The sequence below is a fragment of the Mesorhizobium sp. WSM4832 genome, from assembly GCF_055811115.1.
The window spans coordinates 229,991-243,201 of the sequence record NZ_JBVVQH010000007.1 but is presented as its reverse complement, the minus strand read 5'-3'; the positions used below and the strand labels follow the sequence as shown (position 1 = coordinate 243,201).

Sequence of the window (13,211 nt, the reverse complement as noted above, 5' to 3'; positions counted from 1 at the left end):
GTTCATACGTTGCGTATGTCAATTGGCATACGATGCGTATGTTAATAGGTCCAGAGCCATGCACAGACCGCGCAAGGAGATGATCGCTGAGACACGCGCCAAGCTGATCGCGGCCGGCCGCCACGCCTTCGGCACGATCGGCTATGCCGAGGCCTCGATGGACGATTTCACCGCTTCGGCCGGCCTGACGCGCGGCGCGCTCTACCATCATTTCGGCGACAAGAAAGGGCTGCTGCAGGCGGTGATCGCCGAAATCGACGGCGAGATGGCCGTGCGTGTCAACGAGGTGGCTTCGAAAGCACCGACCCGCTGGCGGCACTTCGTCGACGAATGCACCACCTATATCGAGATGGCGCTGGAGCCGGAGATCCAGCGCATCATGTTCCGCGACGGCCCGGCCGTGCTCGGCGATCCGGCGCAGTGGCCGAACGCCAACGCCTGCACCGCGTCAATGACGGATCATCTGACCAGGCTGCAGGAGGAAGGCGTCGTCGTTCCCGATTTCGATCCCGAGACCGCCGCGCGGCTTATCAACGGCGCCAGCAGCCAGGCCGCGCAGCGCATCGCCAATTCGAAAGATCCCGAAGCGACGTCGAAGAAGGCGATCGCGGCGTTCAAGCAACTGCTCGAAGGCTTGCGAAAGAAGCTTTGAGGGCACGCTTGGGTAACCAAGCCACCGCGTTGTGCACCGGTTTCGGGCCAGCGCAACCCTGCCGCGATTGACAATCAATGGGGCGAGCGCATCCTTCTGCGCCACCTACTATAGCACCGCGCGTTCTTTGAACGCGCAAAGGACGCTGTAAAAACTTGATTCAGCGCATGATCCTTCTCCGAAAATCGATTCCGATTTTCGGGGTCATGCGCGAGGGTTGGAGAGTCGGGGCATGTGGGACTTCAGCATCGCCAGGTCGGTGTCCATCATGATGCGGACATGGCCGTTCATCGTCTTTCGCATGATCGTCTATTTCGGCATCACGATCGCCTACATCATGGCGACCGGCACGGGCGCCAGCGTCGGCTACGGCGTCGGCCACATCTCGACCGATCCTGACGGCCCGACGTCATTTGCGCTCTGGGGCGGCGTGGTCGGCTTCGGCGTCGTCTCGATCGCCGTCTACTGGATCCGCGAATACATCCTCTACGTGCTCAAGGCCGGCCATATCGCCGTCATGGTGCATTTGATCGACGGCCGTGACGTTCCCGACGGCCAGGGCCAGATCGCCTACGCGAAGGAAGTGGTGACCCAGCGTTTCGCCGAGGCCAACATCCTTTTCGTCGTCGACCAGTTGGTCAAGGGCGCCATCCGCGCCATCACCGGCCTGATCGGCGGCATCGCCGCCTTCCTGCCCATTCCGGGCCTGAGCGGGCTGGTCAGCTTCATCAACACCGTCATCCGCCTGTCGCTGACCTATGTCGACGAGATCATCCTCGGTTACAACATCCGCATCAATTCGAGCTCGCCTTTCGAGACGGCGCGGCAAGGCGTCGTGCTTTACGCGCAGAACGGCAAGCACATGGTCAAGAATGCCGTCTGGCTGGCGGTGATCATGTGGGGCGTGTCCTTCGTCATCTTCCTGTTGATGCTGGCGCCTGCCGCCGCGATCCTTTGGGTCATGCCGGGTCAGCTTGCCGGCTGGGCTTTCGTGCTGGCAATCGTCTTTGCCTGGGCCTTCAAGGCAGCCTTCATCGAGCCTTTTGCGATCGCCTCCCTGATGCAGGTCTATTTCGAAGCCATCGAGGGCCAGGTCCCCAACCCCGAATGGGACGGCCGGCTGGCCGAGGCATCCTCGAAGTTCAGGGAACTGCGCGACAAGGCGCTGGGCTCCGTCGGTGGCGGCTCGCGCTGGGATACGCCCCGGGCCGCTTGATCAGCGGCCGGCCGATCAGGGCTTTGGCGGACAGCCAAGCCTTGCTATCGCCGATTTGAGCGGCGCTTCGCCGGCGCCGCGAAACGTCTCGCTCATCACCAGTTCCGGCAGCGGCAGGCGCTTGCCCCAGCCATGCGCTTCGAGGTCCGGCCTCGGCGCGAAGGCCGAAACGCGGCCGACGCAGAGATAGGCGATCGGCGTGACATGTTCTGGAATTGACAGAAGCTGCTTGAGCGCTTCGGTTTCGATGATGCTGACCCAGCCGACGCCGACGCCTTCGGCTCGCGCCGCCAGCCAGAAATTCTGCACGGCGCAGACGGTGCTGTAGAGGTCCATTTCCGGATTGTGCCAGCGCCCCAGCGGCGAGTCCTTTGATCGCTGCCGGTCGCAGGTGATGCACAGATTGAGAGCAGCTTCGCAGATGCCTTCGAGCTTGAGCTTGCGGTAGAGCGCCTGCCGCTCCGCCTCGATCGCCGGCAGTTCCTGCTCGCGCGCGGCGAGGAACAGGTCGCGCACCTGCCGCCGCCTTGCTGCATCGCGAATGACGATGAAGTTCCACGGCTGCATATAGCCGACCGACGGCGCATGGTGGGCGGCGGTGAGCAAGCGCGCCAGCACACCGTCATCGAGATCGTCCGGGATAAAATGGCTGCGCACGTCGCGCCTGGTGAACATCGCCCGGTAGACGGCGTCGCGCGCAAATTGGTCAAAGTCATCGCCGCTTGCGGCGATCGCTGCTGCCGTCATCGCTTTTCCCCTTGCGACAAGCAGTCACCCGCCTGACCAAGCGGATGACCATGTCTGCCAGGCCGGTCTTCTGGCTCGGGATCGTCCCGCATCCGGCGCCTTCCCGTCATCGACAGTGGCTTTGCCGGCGCGGTCCCCCTCACAGCGTTGGGCACGCCACGGAGTTCAACCGTGTTCCCGATTCTCCCGCGTCGCGGGCACCAGGCAGCGAGGCGACCTTACCGCGAAGCTTGGGCAGCGCCAATGGCGCGGGCGACATGGCAAGGCGCAATTTTCCCCAGCCATTCGGCTTCCAAACATGGTCATCCACGTCGCGGGTGCCTAGATTAGGCGCCATGGCCACCCGTCTCTACACGCACCCGATCTTCCTGGAACACATCACGCCGCCCGGCCACCCCGAGCGGCCCGATCGCCTGCGCGCCATCGAACGCGTGCTGGACGACGAGGCTTTTTCGGCGCTCGACCGCGTCAAGGCGCCGGAAGGTGACGAGGCGACTATCCTTTACGCGCATCCCGAGGACTTCGTCGAACGCGTGCGAGCGGCGATCCCTCAGAGCGGCATCGCCTCGATCGATGCTGACACCAGCGCCAGCCCGAAGAGCTGGCAGGCCGCGGTGACGGCGATCGGCGGCGCCAATGCGGCGGTAGACGACGTCTTCGAGGGCCGCGCCGCCAATGCCTTCGTCGCCGCCCGCCCGCCCGGCCACCATGCCGAAAAGGCGACGGCAATGGGTTTTTGCCTGTTCAATACGGCGGCCATCGCCGCCCGCTATGCGCAGAAGAAGCATCAGGCCGAACGCGTCGCCATCGTCGACTGGGACGTCCACCACGGCAACGGCACGCAGGACATTTTCTGGGACGATCCGTCGGTGCTCTACTGCTCGACGCACCAGATGCCGCTTTACCCGGGCACCGGGGCGAAGAGCGAAACCGGCGCCGGCAACATCGTCAACGCCCCGCTCGCGCCGCAGACCGGCAGCGATCTGTTCCGCGACGCCTTCCTGTCGCGCGTGCTGCCGTCCATCGATGCGTTCGCGCCGGACCTGATCATCATTTCCGCCGGCTTCGACGCGCACCACCGCGACCCGCTCGCCGAGATCAACCTGACCGAGGATGATTTCGACTGGGCGACCGGCCAGCTGATGGAGCGCGCCGGCCGCCACAGCCGCAATAGGCTCGTCAGCCTGCTGGAAGGCGGCTACGATCTGCAGGGACTGGCATTTTCGGTCGCCGCCCATGTCGGGCGGCTGATGAAGGGATAAAGCATGGCTGTCGAAGGCAATGAGGACGTCAAGGCGATGAGCTTCGAACAGGCGCTCGACGCGCTGGAGAAGATCGTCGACGATCTGGAGCGCGGCGACGTCCCGCTCGACCAGTCAATCAAGATCTATGAGCGCGGCGAAGCGCTCAAGGCCCATTGCGACCGGCTGCTGAAGGCGGCCGAGGACAAGGTCGAGAAGATCAGGCTGTCGCGCGACGGCAAGCCGGTTGGAACGGAACCGCTCGACGCGGAATAGTTGACAAAGGGTGGGGCAGAGAAAGCAGGTAAGGAGTTCAAGCCATGTGCCGCAACATCAAGACCTTGGCCAATTTCGAACCGCCGGCGACCAATGACGAAGTGCATGACGCCGCGCTTCAGTTCGTCCGTAAGCTGAGCGGCTCGACCAAGCCGTCCAAACGCAACGAGCATGCCTTCCACCATGCTGTCGAGGCGATTGCCGCCGCGGCGCGCGAGTTGCTGGATTCGCTTGAAACGACACAGGAACCACGCAATCGCGAGGAAGTGGCGGCCAAGGCGAAAGCCAGGTCGGCGCTGCGCTTCGCCTAAGGGACAACATGAGCTTCTTTCCAGGAAACGATCCCGAACCCGGTGACGCCTTCGCCTGCGATCAGATCGAGTTGATGGTCATCCCCAACGCCAAGGATATCGGCGGTTTCGAGGTACGCCGCGCCCTGCCGACGGCGAAACGCCGTCTGGTCGGGCCGTTCATCTTCTTCGACCGCATGGGCCCTGCCATCCTGCGCGCCGGCCACGCGCTCGACGTGCGCCCGCATCCGCATATCGGGCTGTCCACCGTCACCTATCTGTTCGACGGCAGGATCAGGCATCGCGACTCGCTCGGCACCGAAATGGTGATCGCGCCGGGCGACGTGAATTTGATGACCGCCGGCCGCGGCATCGTTCACTCCGAGCGCACGCCGGAAGAGTTGCGCGGCGCGCCGATGTCGGTCTCCGGCCTGCAGACCTGGCTCGCGCTGCCGGACGGCAAGGAAGAAGTCGCCCCGGTGTTCGCCAACACGTCGGTGGCCCGCTTGCCCGAGATCGATGCCGACGGCGTTAGCGGCCGCGTCGTCATCGGCGAGTTTTCGGGGCTGCGCTCGCCGGTCGCGACCGCCTCGGACACGCTTTACGCCGACCTGCGCCTGGCATCGGGTGCCAGCCTGAAAATCCCGGCCGATGCCGAGGAGCGCGCCATCTACACGCTGGACGGCGACGTCTCGATCGCCGGCGATGTTTTCCCGGCCGAGCGGCTTCTGGTGTTCAAGCCGGGCGAGGAAATCGTCGTTTCCTCCGAGCGCGGCGCGCATTTCATGCTGTTCGGCGGCGCCTCGCTGGGCTCCAAGCGCTACATCTGGTGGAATTTCGTCGCGTCCTCGAAAGAACGTATCGAGCAGGCCAAGCAGGAATGGAAGACAGGCCGCTTCGATATCGTTCCTGGCGATGAGGAAGAGTTCATCCCGCTGCCCGAAGGTTAAGGTGGGCGAAGGCTGCGCGTCACTGACGCGCATTTACATTCGCCTGCCGGCGGCCTATTCCCGCGCATGATTATGGCGCAATTCGCTGGTAGCGCCGTGTTCGATCGATTGAGGCAGGACGCGCCCGAGTGAAGCCAGACACGCCGCTGCTCGACAAGGTCCGCATTCCGGCGGATTTGCGGACGCTTGACGAGGGCGCGCTGCCGCAGCTTGCCGCGGAGCTGCGCGCCGAACTGATCGACGCCGTGTCGCAGACTGGCGGCCACCTCGGCGCCGGCCTCGGCGTGGTCGAATTGACCGTTGCGTTGCACTACGTCTTCAACACGCCGCAGGACCGGCTGATCTGGGATGTCGGCCACCAGGCCTACCCGCACAAGATCCTGACCGGCCGCCGCGACCGCATCCGCACGCTGCGCCAGGAAGGCGGTCTCTCCGGTTTCACGCGGCGGGCCGAGAGCGAATACGACCCGTTCGGCGCCGCGCACTCCTCGACCTCGATTTCGGCCGGCCTCGGCATGGCCATGGCGCGCGACCTGTCGGGCAGCCGCAACAATGTCATTTCCGTCATCGGCGATGGCTCGATGTCGGCCGGCATGGCCTTCGAGGCGCTGAACAATGCCGGCGCGCTCGATGCCCGGCTGATCGTCATCCTCAACGACAACGACATGTCGATCGCGCCGCCGACCGGCGCGATGAGCGCGTATCTGGCGCGACTCGCCTCCGGCAAGGCCTATCTGGGCCTGCGCGATTTCGGCAAGAAGCTGACATCCTATCTCGGCAAGCGCGCCGACCGCGCCATCACCCGCGCCGTCGAGCATGCGCGCGGCTACGTCACCGGTGGCACGCTGTTCGAGGAGCTCGGCTTCTATCACATCGGCCCGATCGACGGGCATAATCTCGAACACCTGATCCCGGTGCTGAAAAACGTGCGCGACAACGGCAAAGGCCCGGTGCTGATCCATGTCGTGACCCAGAAGGGCAAGGGCTATGCGCCGGCGGAGGCCGCGGCCGACAAATATCACGGCGTCAACAAATTCGACGTCATCACCGGCGCGCAGGCCAAGGCGCCGGCCAACGCGCCAGCCTACACCAAGGTCTTCGCCGAGAGCCTGATCCAGGAGGCGCGCGAGGACGACCGCATCGTCGCCATCACCGCCGCCATGCCGAGCGGCACCGGCCTCGACCTCTTTGGCGAGGTGTTTCCGAAGCGGACTTTCGATGTCGGCATTGCCGAGCAGCATGCGGTGACTTTCGCCGCGGGGCTGGCCACCGAAGGCTACAAGCCCTTCGCTGCCATCTATTCCACCTTCCTGCAGCGCGCTTACGACCAGGTCGTCCATGACGTGGCGATCCAGAAGCTGCCGGTGCGTTTCCCGATCGACCGTGCCGGCTTCGTCGGCGCAGACGGCGCAACCCATTGCGGTGCATTCGACACCACCTTCCTGGCGACGCTGCCCGGCTTCGTCGTCATGGCAGCGGCGGATGAGGCGGAGCTGCGCCATATGGTGCGCACCGCCGCGTCATATGATGATGGCCCGATCGCCTTCCGCTATCCGCGCGGCAATGGCGTCGGCGTCGACATGCCGGAGCGTGGCGCGCTGCTCGAAATCGGCAAGGGCCGCATCCTGAAGGAGGGCGCCAAGGTCGCCCTGCTTTCCTTCGGCACGCGGCTGCAGGATTGCCTTTTGGCAGCCGAGGAACTCAGCGCGGCGGGCCTGTCCACCACCGTCGCCGACGCCCGTTTCGCCAAGCCGCTGGACGAAGATCTCATCCGGCGGCTCGCCCGCTCGCATGAAGTGCTGGTGACGGTGGAGGAGGGCGCCATTGGCGGCTTCGCCAGCCAGGTGCTGCATTTCCTTGCCCATGAAGGCCTGCTCGAAAACGGCCTCAAGGTGCGCCCGCTGGTGCTGCCGGATGCGTTTGCCGACCATGCCAAGCCCGAAAAGATGTATGCCGATGCCGGCCTGGACTCGGCGGGCATCGTGCGCACCGTCTTCGCTGCGCTCGGCCACGGCACCCAGGCGCAGCGCGCCTGAATCGAAATCTCAACGCGCTGAATCCGTTTGCCGGCTTTATTCTGTAAGTATTTGTTAACGCTCCCGTTTGGTGGTTCGCTTACCCTGTCTCTTGGCCGATTTTCAACGGCGCCCTGCTAAGACCTTGGTCCTAGGCAGGGGATAAGAACAATGAAGTCGTTCCTTTGTGGCATGGCCCTTTTGGCAGCCATGGCGGCGCCCGCGGCGGCCGAAACGCGCTACGACCGCAATCTCGAAAAGGCGGTGCTGGATATCGTCGCCGGCAAGATGGGCAACATTCGCGGCGGCTTCTCCTATAAGCAGGCGCCCCAGCTCGTCGTGCTGCCGCAAGCGACACAAGCTGCGCCGGCCCCGGCCGAGGCGCCGCGCAAGGAGGCCTCCGGCAAAGATGGCCTGATGCCGGCCGTCGAGCGCCCGGTTTCACGGACTGTTTTTTAAAACCACATATCGCGCACGCAGCGGCCGTCGCGCGGCAGGTCGTCAAACGTGTCGAGGCCGTCGAAATGGTCGATCGGCAGGTCGGCGACTTCCTCCGGCGGCGCCAGCCTGACATTGACGGCGATGCGCGTGCGGCCGCTCTTGCTGGAACGCAGGCCGCGCCAGGCGACCACGCAGGCGCAGGTCGGACAGAACAGGATTTCCAGCACGGGCTGGGCCACCTCGGCGCGTGTATAGGACTTCACCGGCCCGGCGACGCGAATGCGTTCGTCGACATAGTCATAGGCCCAGAGCGCGCCGTAGCGGCGGCAGAGCGTGCAATTGCAGGCGGTTATCCCACCGGGATCGCCCTCAAGCGTCCAATGGACCGCGCCGCAATGACAGGTACCCTTCAGCATTGCCACCTCCACCGACTGATGAACGGCCCGCTCCTGTCGGCATTCTGCAGCCTCTCGCCCCTTATTCAACCCATTGCGTTCGCGCCCGGCTTTCGCCAATGAAGGCCGATGAATTCCGCTCAGCCAGCCAGCCAGCGCCAGCGGCTCGACGAATTGCTCGTCGGGCGCGGCCTGTTCGCCAGCCGCTCGCGTGCCCGCGACGCGATCGAGCGCGGCACGGTCACGGTTGACGGCATCGTTGCCCGCAAGCCCGGCCAGCCCGTCGCGCCGGATTGCGCCGTGGCGATCAACGATCCGGCGCGGGCTTATGTGTCGCGCGCGGCGCTGAAGCTGATCGCCGGCCTCGACCGTTTCGGCCTGGATCCTTCCGGCAGCGTGGCGCTCGATATCGGCGCCTCGACCGGCGGCTTCACCCAGGTGCTGCTGAAACGCGGCGCAACGCATGTCACGGCAATCGATGTCGGCCACGGCCAGATCCACCCAGACATCGCCGGCGACCAGCGCGTGACGGTGATCGAAGGGTTGAATGCCCGCGATTTGACGGCAGCCGATCTCGGCGGCCGCATTCCCGGCTTCCTGGTTTGCGACGTCAGCTTCATCTCCCTGAAACTGGCGCTGCCACCGGCGCTGGCATTGGCGGGCGAGGGCGCCAAGGCAATTCTTCTGGTCAAGCCGCAATTCGAGGCCGGCCGCGAGGCGATCGGCAAGGGCGGCCTGCTCAAGGATCCAAGCGATGCCGAGCGCATCGCCGAAAGCCTGCATGACTGGCTTGCCGGCGTCCCCGGCTGGCGCGTGCTGGGTCTCCACCCGTCGCCGATCGAAGGCGGCGACGGCAACCGCGAGTTCCTGCTCGCCGCCATGAAGGACGCGCGATGAGCACACGCTTCACCATCGCGAGGCTGGGCTCGCAGGGCGACGGCATCGCCAATGCCGAGGGCGGGGAGGTCTTCATTCCGTTCACGCTGCCGGGTGAAACCGTCACTGCCGCGCGCCAGAAGGACCGCGCTACGCTGATGTCGGTGCTGGAAGCCTCGCCGCTCAGGATCGACCCGGCCTGCCGGCATTTCACCGAATGCGGCGGCTGCGCGCTCCAGCATTACGAGGCCGAAGCCTACCGGCAATGGAAACGCGAGAAAGTCGTGCAGGCGTTGAAGGGCAAGGGCATCGCTTGCGAAATCGCTGCGCTGGTGCCTTGCGCGCCGCACAGCCGCCGCCGCGTCACGTTCAGCGCCAGGCGCACGGAGGCCGGCATGCAACTCGGCTTCGTGCGCGCGCTTTCCTCCGAGATCATCCCGATCGAGGAATGCCCGATCTCGCTTCCGGCGATCGTCTCGGCGCTCGATAAATTGCGCGCGTTGGCCGACCTGATCTGCGCGACGCCGAAAGCATTCCATATGACGGTGACCGTCACCGCGTCCGGCCTCGACATTGCCGTCCATGATGCCGGCAAGCAGGGCGACAACCAGCGCCGCATAGCCTCCAACTTCGTCATGGCCGAAGGCCTGGCGAGGCTTTCCGTCGACGGCGAGATCATTGTCGAGCCGAAGAAGCCGGTGGTGCAGTTCGGATCGGTCGCCGTCGCCGTGCCGCCGGGCGCCTTCCTGCAGGCGACGGAAGCCGCCGAGCAGACTATGGCGAGCCTTGTCGGCCAGCATCTGTCGCGCGCGAAGAAGGTCGCGGACCTGTTTGCCGGTTGCGGCAGTTTCGCGCTGCGGCTTGGCGCGAAATCCGAGGTTCATGCCGTCGAAGGCGATGCCGCAGCGCTTGCCGCGCTCGACCGCGCCTTCCGCTTCGCCAGCGGCCTGAAGCGGGTGACCAGCGAACGCCGCGATCTGTTCCGCCGACCGCTGACCTTCAAGGAGCTGAACGCATTCGACGGCCTGGTCTTCGATCCGCCGCGCGCCGGCGCCGAGGATCAATCGAAGCAGATCGCCCGTTCCGACGTGCCGCTGGTCGCCGCCGTTTCCTGCAATCCGGTGACGCTCGCGCGGGATCTAAGGATACTGATCGATGGCGGCTACACGCTGAAGGCCGTTACGCCGATTGACCAGTTCCTGTGGTCGCCCCATGTCGAGGCAGTCGCTTTGCTGGAGAAACCGAGGCGACGCCGGTAGTCCAATGCCGCTGGTTCGCGGAAATTTGTGAAGCCTCGGTTCTTTCGACGAAATTGCGCCCCAAAGCCGCCGTGTTGCGTCTCTTTATTTTGTCCGCTTCGGGAAACATTTCGACCCCTCCGCGTTGTTAGGCTGAAGGGACGACGGACACGGATAGCGGATTGCGGACTGCAATGCGGACGCTTCAGAAATTCCTTGGTCTCGTCGTCATTCTCATCTTTTTCGTGGTCAGCGCCGCAACCGGAGCGCTTGCGCAAGGCGAGAAGCGGCTGGCTTTCGTCATCGGCAACGGCGCCTATGAGACCGGAGAGCTCGCGACGGCGGCCAATGACGCCGGCTTGATCGGACAGACATTGCAGGCCGCTGGGTTCGACGTGGTCGGCGCGCGTGACGTGGATCAAGACTCGCTGCGCGGCGCGTTCCGCGATTTCATGAGAAAGGTGTCCGCCGCCGGCCCCGATGCCGTCGTCTTCGTCTATCTCGCCGGCCATGGCGTGCAGTTCGAGGGCGAGAACTACTTCCTTCCGGTCGATGCTCAGATCGCCAATCCAAACGATGTCCCGCTTCAGGCGATGCGGATTTCCGATATCACCAGGCCGCTGTCCGGGTTGCCGACCAAGGTCAATATCGTCGTGCTTGATGCGGCGCGGCCAAATTCCTTCCCGAAGTGGAAGGAGCCGCTGGCCGGTGGCCTTGCATTGGTCGATCCCGATCCGAACATGCTGGTCGCCTTCAATGCCGCTCCGGGAACCGTCGCGCCGGAGGGCAAGGGCCCCTACGGAGCCTACGCCAAGGCGCTTGCCGAGATGATGCGCGAAGGCGGCCTATCGCTGCAGGACGTGTTCGACCGCACGCGCCTGCGTGTCAGCGAAGTCACCCAAGGCGGGGAACTGCCATGGAGCGCTTCGAAGATCGACGCGCCCTTCGTCTTCTTCGAACGCAGCGCGGATGCTCCTCCGCCCAAGGTTTCGGCCGCGGAGACCCGGGCGGCGCGAACCAGGCCGATCCGCGATTTCGACGCGCATGACGCCTATGTTGCCGCCCTCGATCGCGACACGATGCGCGGCTACGAGGATTTCCTCGACGCCTATCCGCACGATCCGATGGCCAAGCGCGTGCGCGCCATCATCGCCGCGCGACGCGAAGCGATCACCTGGCGCGAGACCTGGGAGCAGGACACGCCGGAAGCCTACTGGTCGTATCTGGAGCGCTACCCGCACGGCCCGCATGCCTGGGACGCGCGCCGCCGGCTGGAGCATTTCGACGCCGAGCTGGAGCCGCCGGAGAGCTTTACCGTCATCGTCTACGACGTGGCGCCGCCGCCGCCCGAGGAAATTATCTATGTCGACCGTCCAGTAATCTTTTTCGACGATTTCGATTTCGCGCCGCCACCGCCGATCACGGTGATCTTCCTGCCGCCGCCGCCGCCGGATTTCATCGTGCTTGAGCCACCGCCGCCGCCGGTCGATGTCTTCGTCCTGCCGACGCCGGTATTCGTGCCGATACCCGTGTTCATCAACCCGCCACGCCGCATCGTGCCGCCGCCGAACGACATCATTTTCAACAACATCCACAACACGACCGTCATCAACAACATCAACACGACGATCAAGAACGAAACCATCAATCAGGCCGCGCAGCCAGGCGCCGGTGTTCAGGGTGGCCGTACCACTGGCCGGCAGACGACCGGAGGCGCCGTTGGTGCCCGCGCGGATGCGCTGGCGGCCAGGGTCGCGCTGCCGCCGCCGCTGCAGAAGAAGGCGGCCTTGTCCCGTCAGATCACCAATCAGCAACCGGGCGGCCAGAGACAGGTCAGCTTGCCGCCGAAGCCCGGCCAGCGCGTCATCCAGGGCCAGCAGCCCGGCACCGCTATTCCGCAGTCGGAGACCCGGACCGGCAAGCTGTCGCGCGACCATGCCCTGCCCGGAGCGAACGGCAAGAGGCTCCCGCTCGTCAATGGCAAGCCGGCGCTCGACGACCAGAACTTGCCTGGCAACAAGTCGAGTAAACTGCTGAGTAAGCGGAACGCGGCGGGCGGAAATACCGGCGCCGCCGTTACCGGCCAGGGTAACGAGCAGATCGGAGCCGGTAATGCCCAGGGCAAGAATCGCAAGCTCCGCAAGCTGCCGACCGTCAATGGCATACCGGCCGAGAACCAGCCGAGCGCGCGGGAGAGATTCCGGAAGAACAATCCGAACGCCTTCTCCGATGAGAGCAGCGGCAAGCCGAGGAAGCTGACGCGCAAGGACCTGTCCGCGGGCCGGTCCGTTGTCGAGCCAGGCGATCAGGGCTCGGCCGGCGCAAACAAAAAGAGCAGGAAATTCCGCAGGCTGCCGACCGTCAACGGCATGCCGGCCGAGAACCGGCCGAGCGCTAGGGAGCGGTTCCAGAACAACAATCCGGACGTGTTCTCCGATCGGACCAATGGCAGGCCGAGGAAGCTGATGCGCAGGGATTTCTCCTCCGGCCAGGCCATCGTCGAACCGAGCGATCAGGGTTCGCCCAACCGGAGCGACAGGGGCAGGAAGTTCCGCAGGCTGCAGAACGAAGGAGGGTCCGCCGGCCCGGAGGTCGACGTCCAGCGCAACTTCAGGGTCAACAGGCCGAACGAGAATGCACAGCGCCAGTTCGGGCAGGAAAGGCCGAGCGAGCAGGCGCTGCGGCCGCAAAGACTGGAGCGGAGGCCGGAGGAAGCGCAGCCGAGACCGCAGATGCAGGAGCGGCGTCTGCAGCAGCCGCAGGAGCGGCGTCTGCCGCAGCCCGAGGAGTTCAAGAAGAAGCCGTCTTGCGGGCAAGAGGGCGAGCCGTCCTGCAACCAGTAGGCTGGCCGCAGCGGGAGCAGTTCCAGGAAAG

13 protein-coding genes and 1 riboswitch are annotated in these 13,211 nt (G+C 65.0%); of the genes, 11 read left to right on the top strand and 2 right to left on the bottom strand.

Annotated elements, in window-relative coordinates:
- The first annotated feature begins 58 nt into the window (after positions 1-58).
- Positions 59-652: a TetR/AcrR family transcriptional regulator gene (locus AC0L2L_RS12855; protein WP_473578820.1), complete on the top strand. Its 594-nt coding sequence runs from the start codon at positions 59-61 to the stop codon at positions 650-652.
- A 232-nt stretch (positions 653-884) separates the two neighbouring features.
- Positions 885-1,868, top strand: a complete 984-nt coding sequence (locus AC0L2L_RS12850; protein WP_473578819.1) for a hypothetical protein — start codon at positions 885-887, stop codon at positions 1,866-1,868.
- A gap of 15 nt (positions 1,869-1,883) precedes the next feature.
- Here the strand turns inward: AC0L2L_RS12850 and bluB are convergent, their stop codons facing one another.
- Positions 1,884-2,615: a 5,6-dimethylbenzimidazole synthase gene (gene bluB, locus AC0L2L_RS12845; protein WP_473578817.1), complete on the bottom strand. Its 732-nt coding sequence runs from the start codon at positions 2,613-2,615 to the stop codon at positions 1,884-1,886.
- Positions 2,616-2,657: 42 nt separating this feature from the next.
- Positions 2,658-2,836: riboswitch (cobalamin riboswitch) on the bottom strand.
- Between the two features lie 114 nt (positions 2,837-2,950).
- On the opposite strand from bluB, the gene AC0L2L_RS12840 reads away from it, so the two are divergent.
- The 6 genes from AC0L2L_RS12840 to AC0L2L_RS12815 all read left to right on the top strand — a co-directional run bounded on the left by AC0L2L_RS12840 (position 2,951) and on the right by AC0L2L_RS12815 (position 7,846).
- Positions 2,951-3,877 (top strand): histone deacetylase family protein, encoded by a 927-nt coding sequence (locus AC0L2L_RS12840; RefSeq protein ID WP_473578815.1) that lies wholly within the window; start codon positions 2,951-2,953, stop codon positions 3,875-3,877.
- Between the two features lie 3 nt (positions 3,878-3,880).
- Positions 3,881-4,132 (top strand): exodeoxyribonuclease VII small subunit, encoded by a 252-nt coding sequence (locus tag AC0L2L_RS12835; protein WP_027164646.1) that lies wholly within the window; start codon positions 3,881-3,883, stop codon positions 4,130-4,132.
- 44 nt (positions 4,133-4,176) lie between these two features.
- Positions 4,177-4,443 carry a DUF2277 domain-containing protein gene (locus AC0L2L_RS12830; RefSeq protein ID WP_027164647.1) on the top strand — a complete coding sequence of 89 codons (267 nt, stop codon included), beginning with the start codon at positions 4,177-4,179 and terminating at the stop codon, positions 4,441-4,443.
- Between the two features lie 8 nt (positions 4,444-4,451).
- Complete coding sequence (locus AC0L2L_RS12825; RefSeq protein ID WP_473578813.1) at positions 4,452-5,372, top strand: pirin family protein; 921 nt, start codon at positions 4,452-4,454, stop codon at positions 5,370-5,372.
- Positions 5,373-5,500: 128 nt separating this feature from the next.
- The gene (dxs, locus tag AC0L2L_RS12820) at positions 5,501-7,408 is read left to right on the top strand and encodes a 1-deoxy-D-xylulose-5-phosphate synthase (RefSeq protein ID WP_473578811.1); all 1,908 of its coding nucleotides are present in this window, start codon (positions 5,501-5,503) and stop codon (positions 7,406-7,408) included.
- A 150-nt stretch (positions 7,409-7,558) separates the two neighbouring features.
- The gene (locus tag AC0L2L_RS12815) at positions 7,559-7,846 is read left to right on the top strand and encodes a hypothetical protein (RefSeq protein ID WP_473578809.1); all 288 of its coding nucleotides are present in this window, start codon (positions 7,559-7,561) and stop codon (positions 7,844-7,846) included.
- Here AC0L2L_RS12815 and AC0L2L_RS12810 read toward each other — a convergent pair.
- Positions 7,843-8,244, bottom strand: a complete 402-nt coding sequence (locus AC0L2L_RS12810; protein ID WP_473578807.1) for a GFA family protein — start codon at positions 8,242-8,244, stop codon at positions 7,843-7,845. The two genes, AC0L2L_RS12815 and AC0L2L_RS12810, sit on opposite strands and share 4 nt — an antisense overlap.
- 108 nt (positions 8,245-8,352) lie before the next feature.
- Here AC0L2L_RS12810 and AC0L2L_RS12805 point away from each other — a divergent pair, with 108 nt between their 5' ends.
- The 3 genes from AC0L2L_RS12805 (at position 8,353) to AC0L2L_RS12795 (ending at position 13,180) form a co-directional block, all read left to right on the top strand.
- Positions 8,353-9,120: a TlyA family RNA methyltransferase gene (locus tag AC0L2L_RS12805; RefSeq protein ID WP_473578805.1), complete on the top strand. Its 768-nt coding sequence runs from the start codon at positions 8,353-8,355 to the stop codon at positions 9,118-9,120.
- Positions 9,117-10,358: a class I SAM-dependent RNA methyltransferase gene (locus AC0L2L_RS12800; protein WP_473578803.1), complete on the top strand. Its 1,242-nt coding sequence runs from the start codon at positions 9,117-9,119 to the stop codon at positions 10,356-10,358. The genes AC0L2L_RS12805 and AC0L2L_RS12800 overlap by 4 nt, the downstream gene beginning before the upstream one ends.
- A 173-nt stretch (positions 10,359-10,531) precedes the next feature.
- Complete coding sequence (locus AC0L2L_RS12795; protein ID WP_473578801.1) at positions 10,532-13,180, top strand: caspase family protein; 2,649 nt, start codon at positions 10,532-10,534, stop codon at positions 13,178-13,180.
- Positions 13,181-13,211 lie beyond the last annotated feature (31 nt).

Bases quoted from the DNA above. Each gene is read 5' to 3' on its own strand.
- AC0L2L_RS12855 (WP_473578820.1), top strand. From the start codon at position 59: ATGCACAGACCGCGCAAGGAGATGATCGCTGAGACACGCGCCAAGCTG.
- AC0L2L_RS12850 (WP_473578819.1), top strand. From the start codon at position 885: ATGTGGGACTTCAGCATCGCCAGGTCGGTGTCCATCATGATGCGGACA.
- bluB (WP_473578817.1), bottom strand. From the start codon at position 2,615: ATGACGGCAGCAGCGATCGCCGCAAGCGGCGATGACTTTGACCAATTT.
- AC0L2L_RS12840 (WP_473578815.1), top strand. From the start codon at position 2,951: ATGGCCACCCGTCTCTACACGCACCCGATCTTCCTGGAACACATCACG.
- AC0L2L_RS12835 (WP_027164646.1), top strand. From the start codon at position 3,881: ATGGCTGTCGAAGGCAATGAGGACGTCAAGGCGATGAGCTTCGAACAG.
- AC0L2L_RS12830 (WP_027164647.1), top strand. From the start codon at position 4,177: ATGTGCCGCAACATCAAGACCTTGGCCAATTTCGAACCGCCGGCGACC.
- AC0L2L_RS12825 (WP_473578813.1), top strand. From the start codon at position 4,452: ATGAGCTTCTTTCCAGGAAACGATCCCGAACCCGGTGACGCCTTCGCC.
- AC0L2L_RS12815 (WP_473578809.1), top strand. From the start codon at position 7,559: ATGAAGTCGTTCCTTTGTGGCATGGCCCTTTTGGCAGCCATGGCGGCG.
- AC0L2L_RS12810 (WP_473578807.1), bottom strand. From the start codon at position 8,244: ATGCTGAAGGGTACCTGTCATTGCGGCGCGGTCCATTGGACGCTTGAG.
- AC0L2L_RS12805 (WP_473578805.1), top strand. From the start codon at position 8,353: ATGAATTCCGCTCAGCCAGCCAGCCAGCGCCAGCGGCTCGACGAATTG.
- AC0L2L_RS12800 (WP_473578803.1), top strand. From the start codon at position 9,117: ATGAGCACACGCTTCACCATCGCGAGGCTGGGCTCGCAGGGCGACGGC.
- AC0L2L_RS12795 (WP_473578801.1), top strand. From the start codon at position 10,532: ATGCGGACGCTTCAGAAATTCCTTGGTCTCGTCGTCATTCTCATCTTT.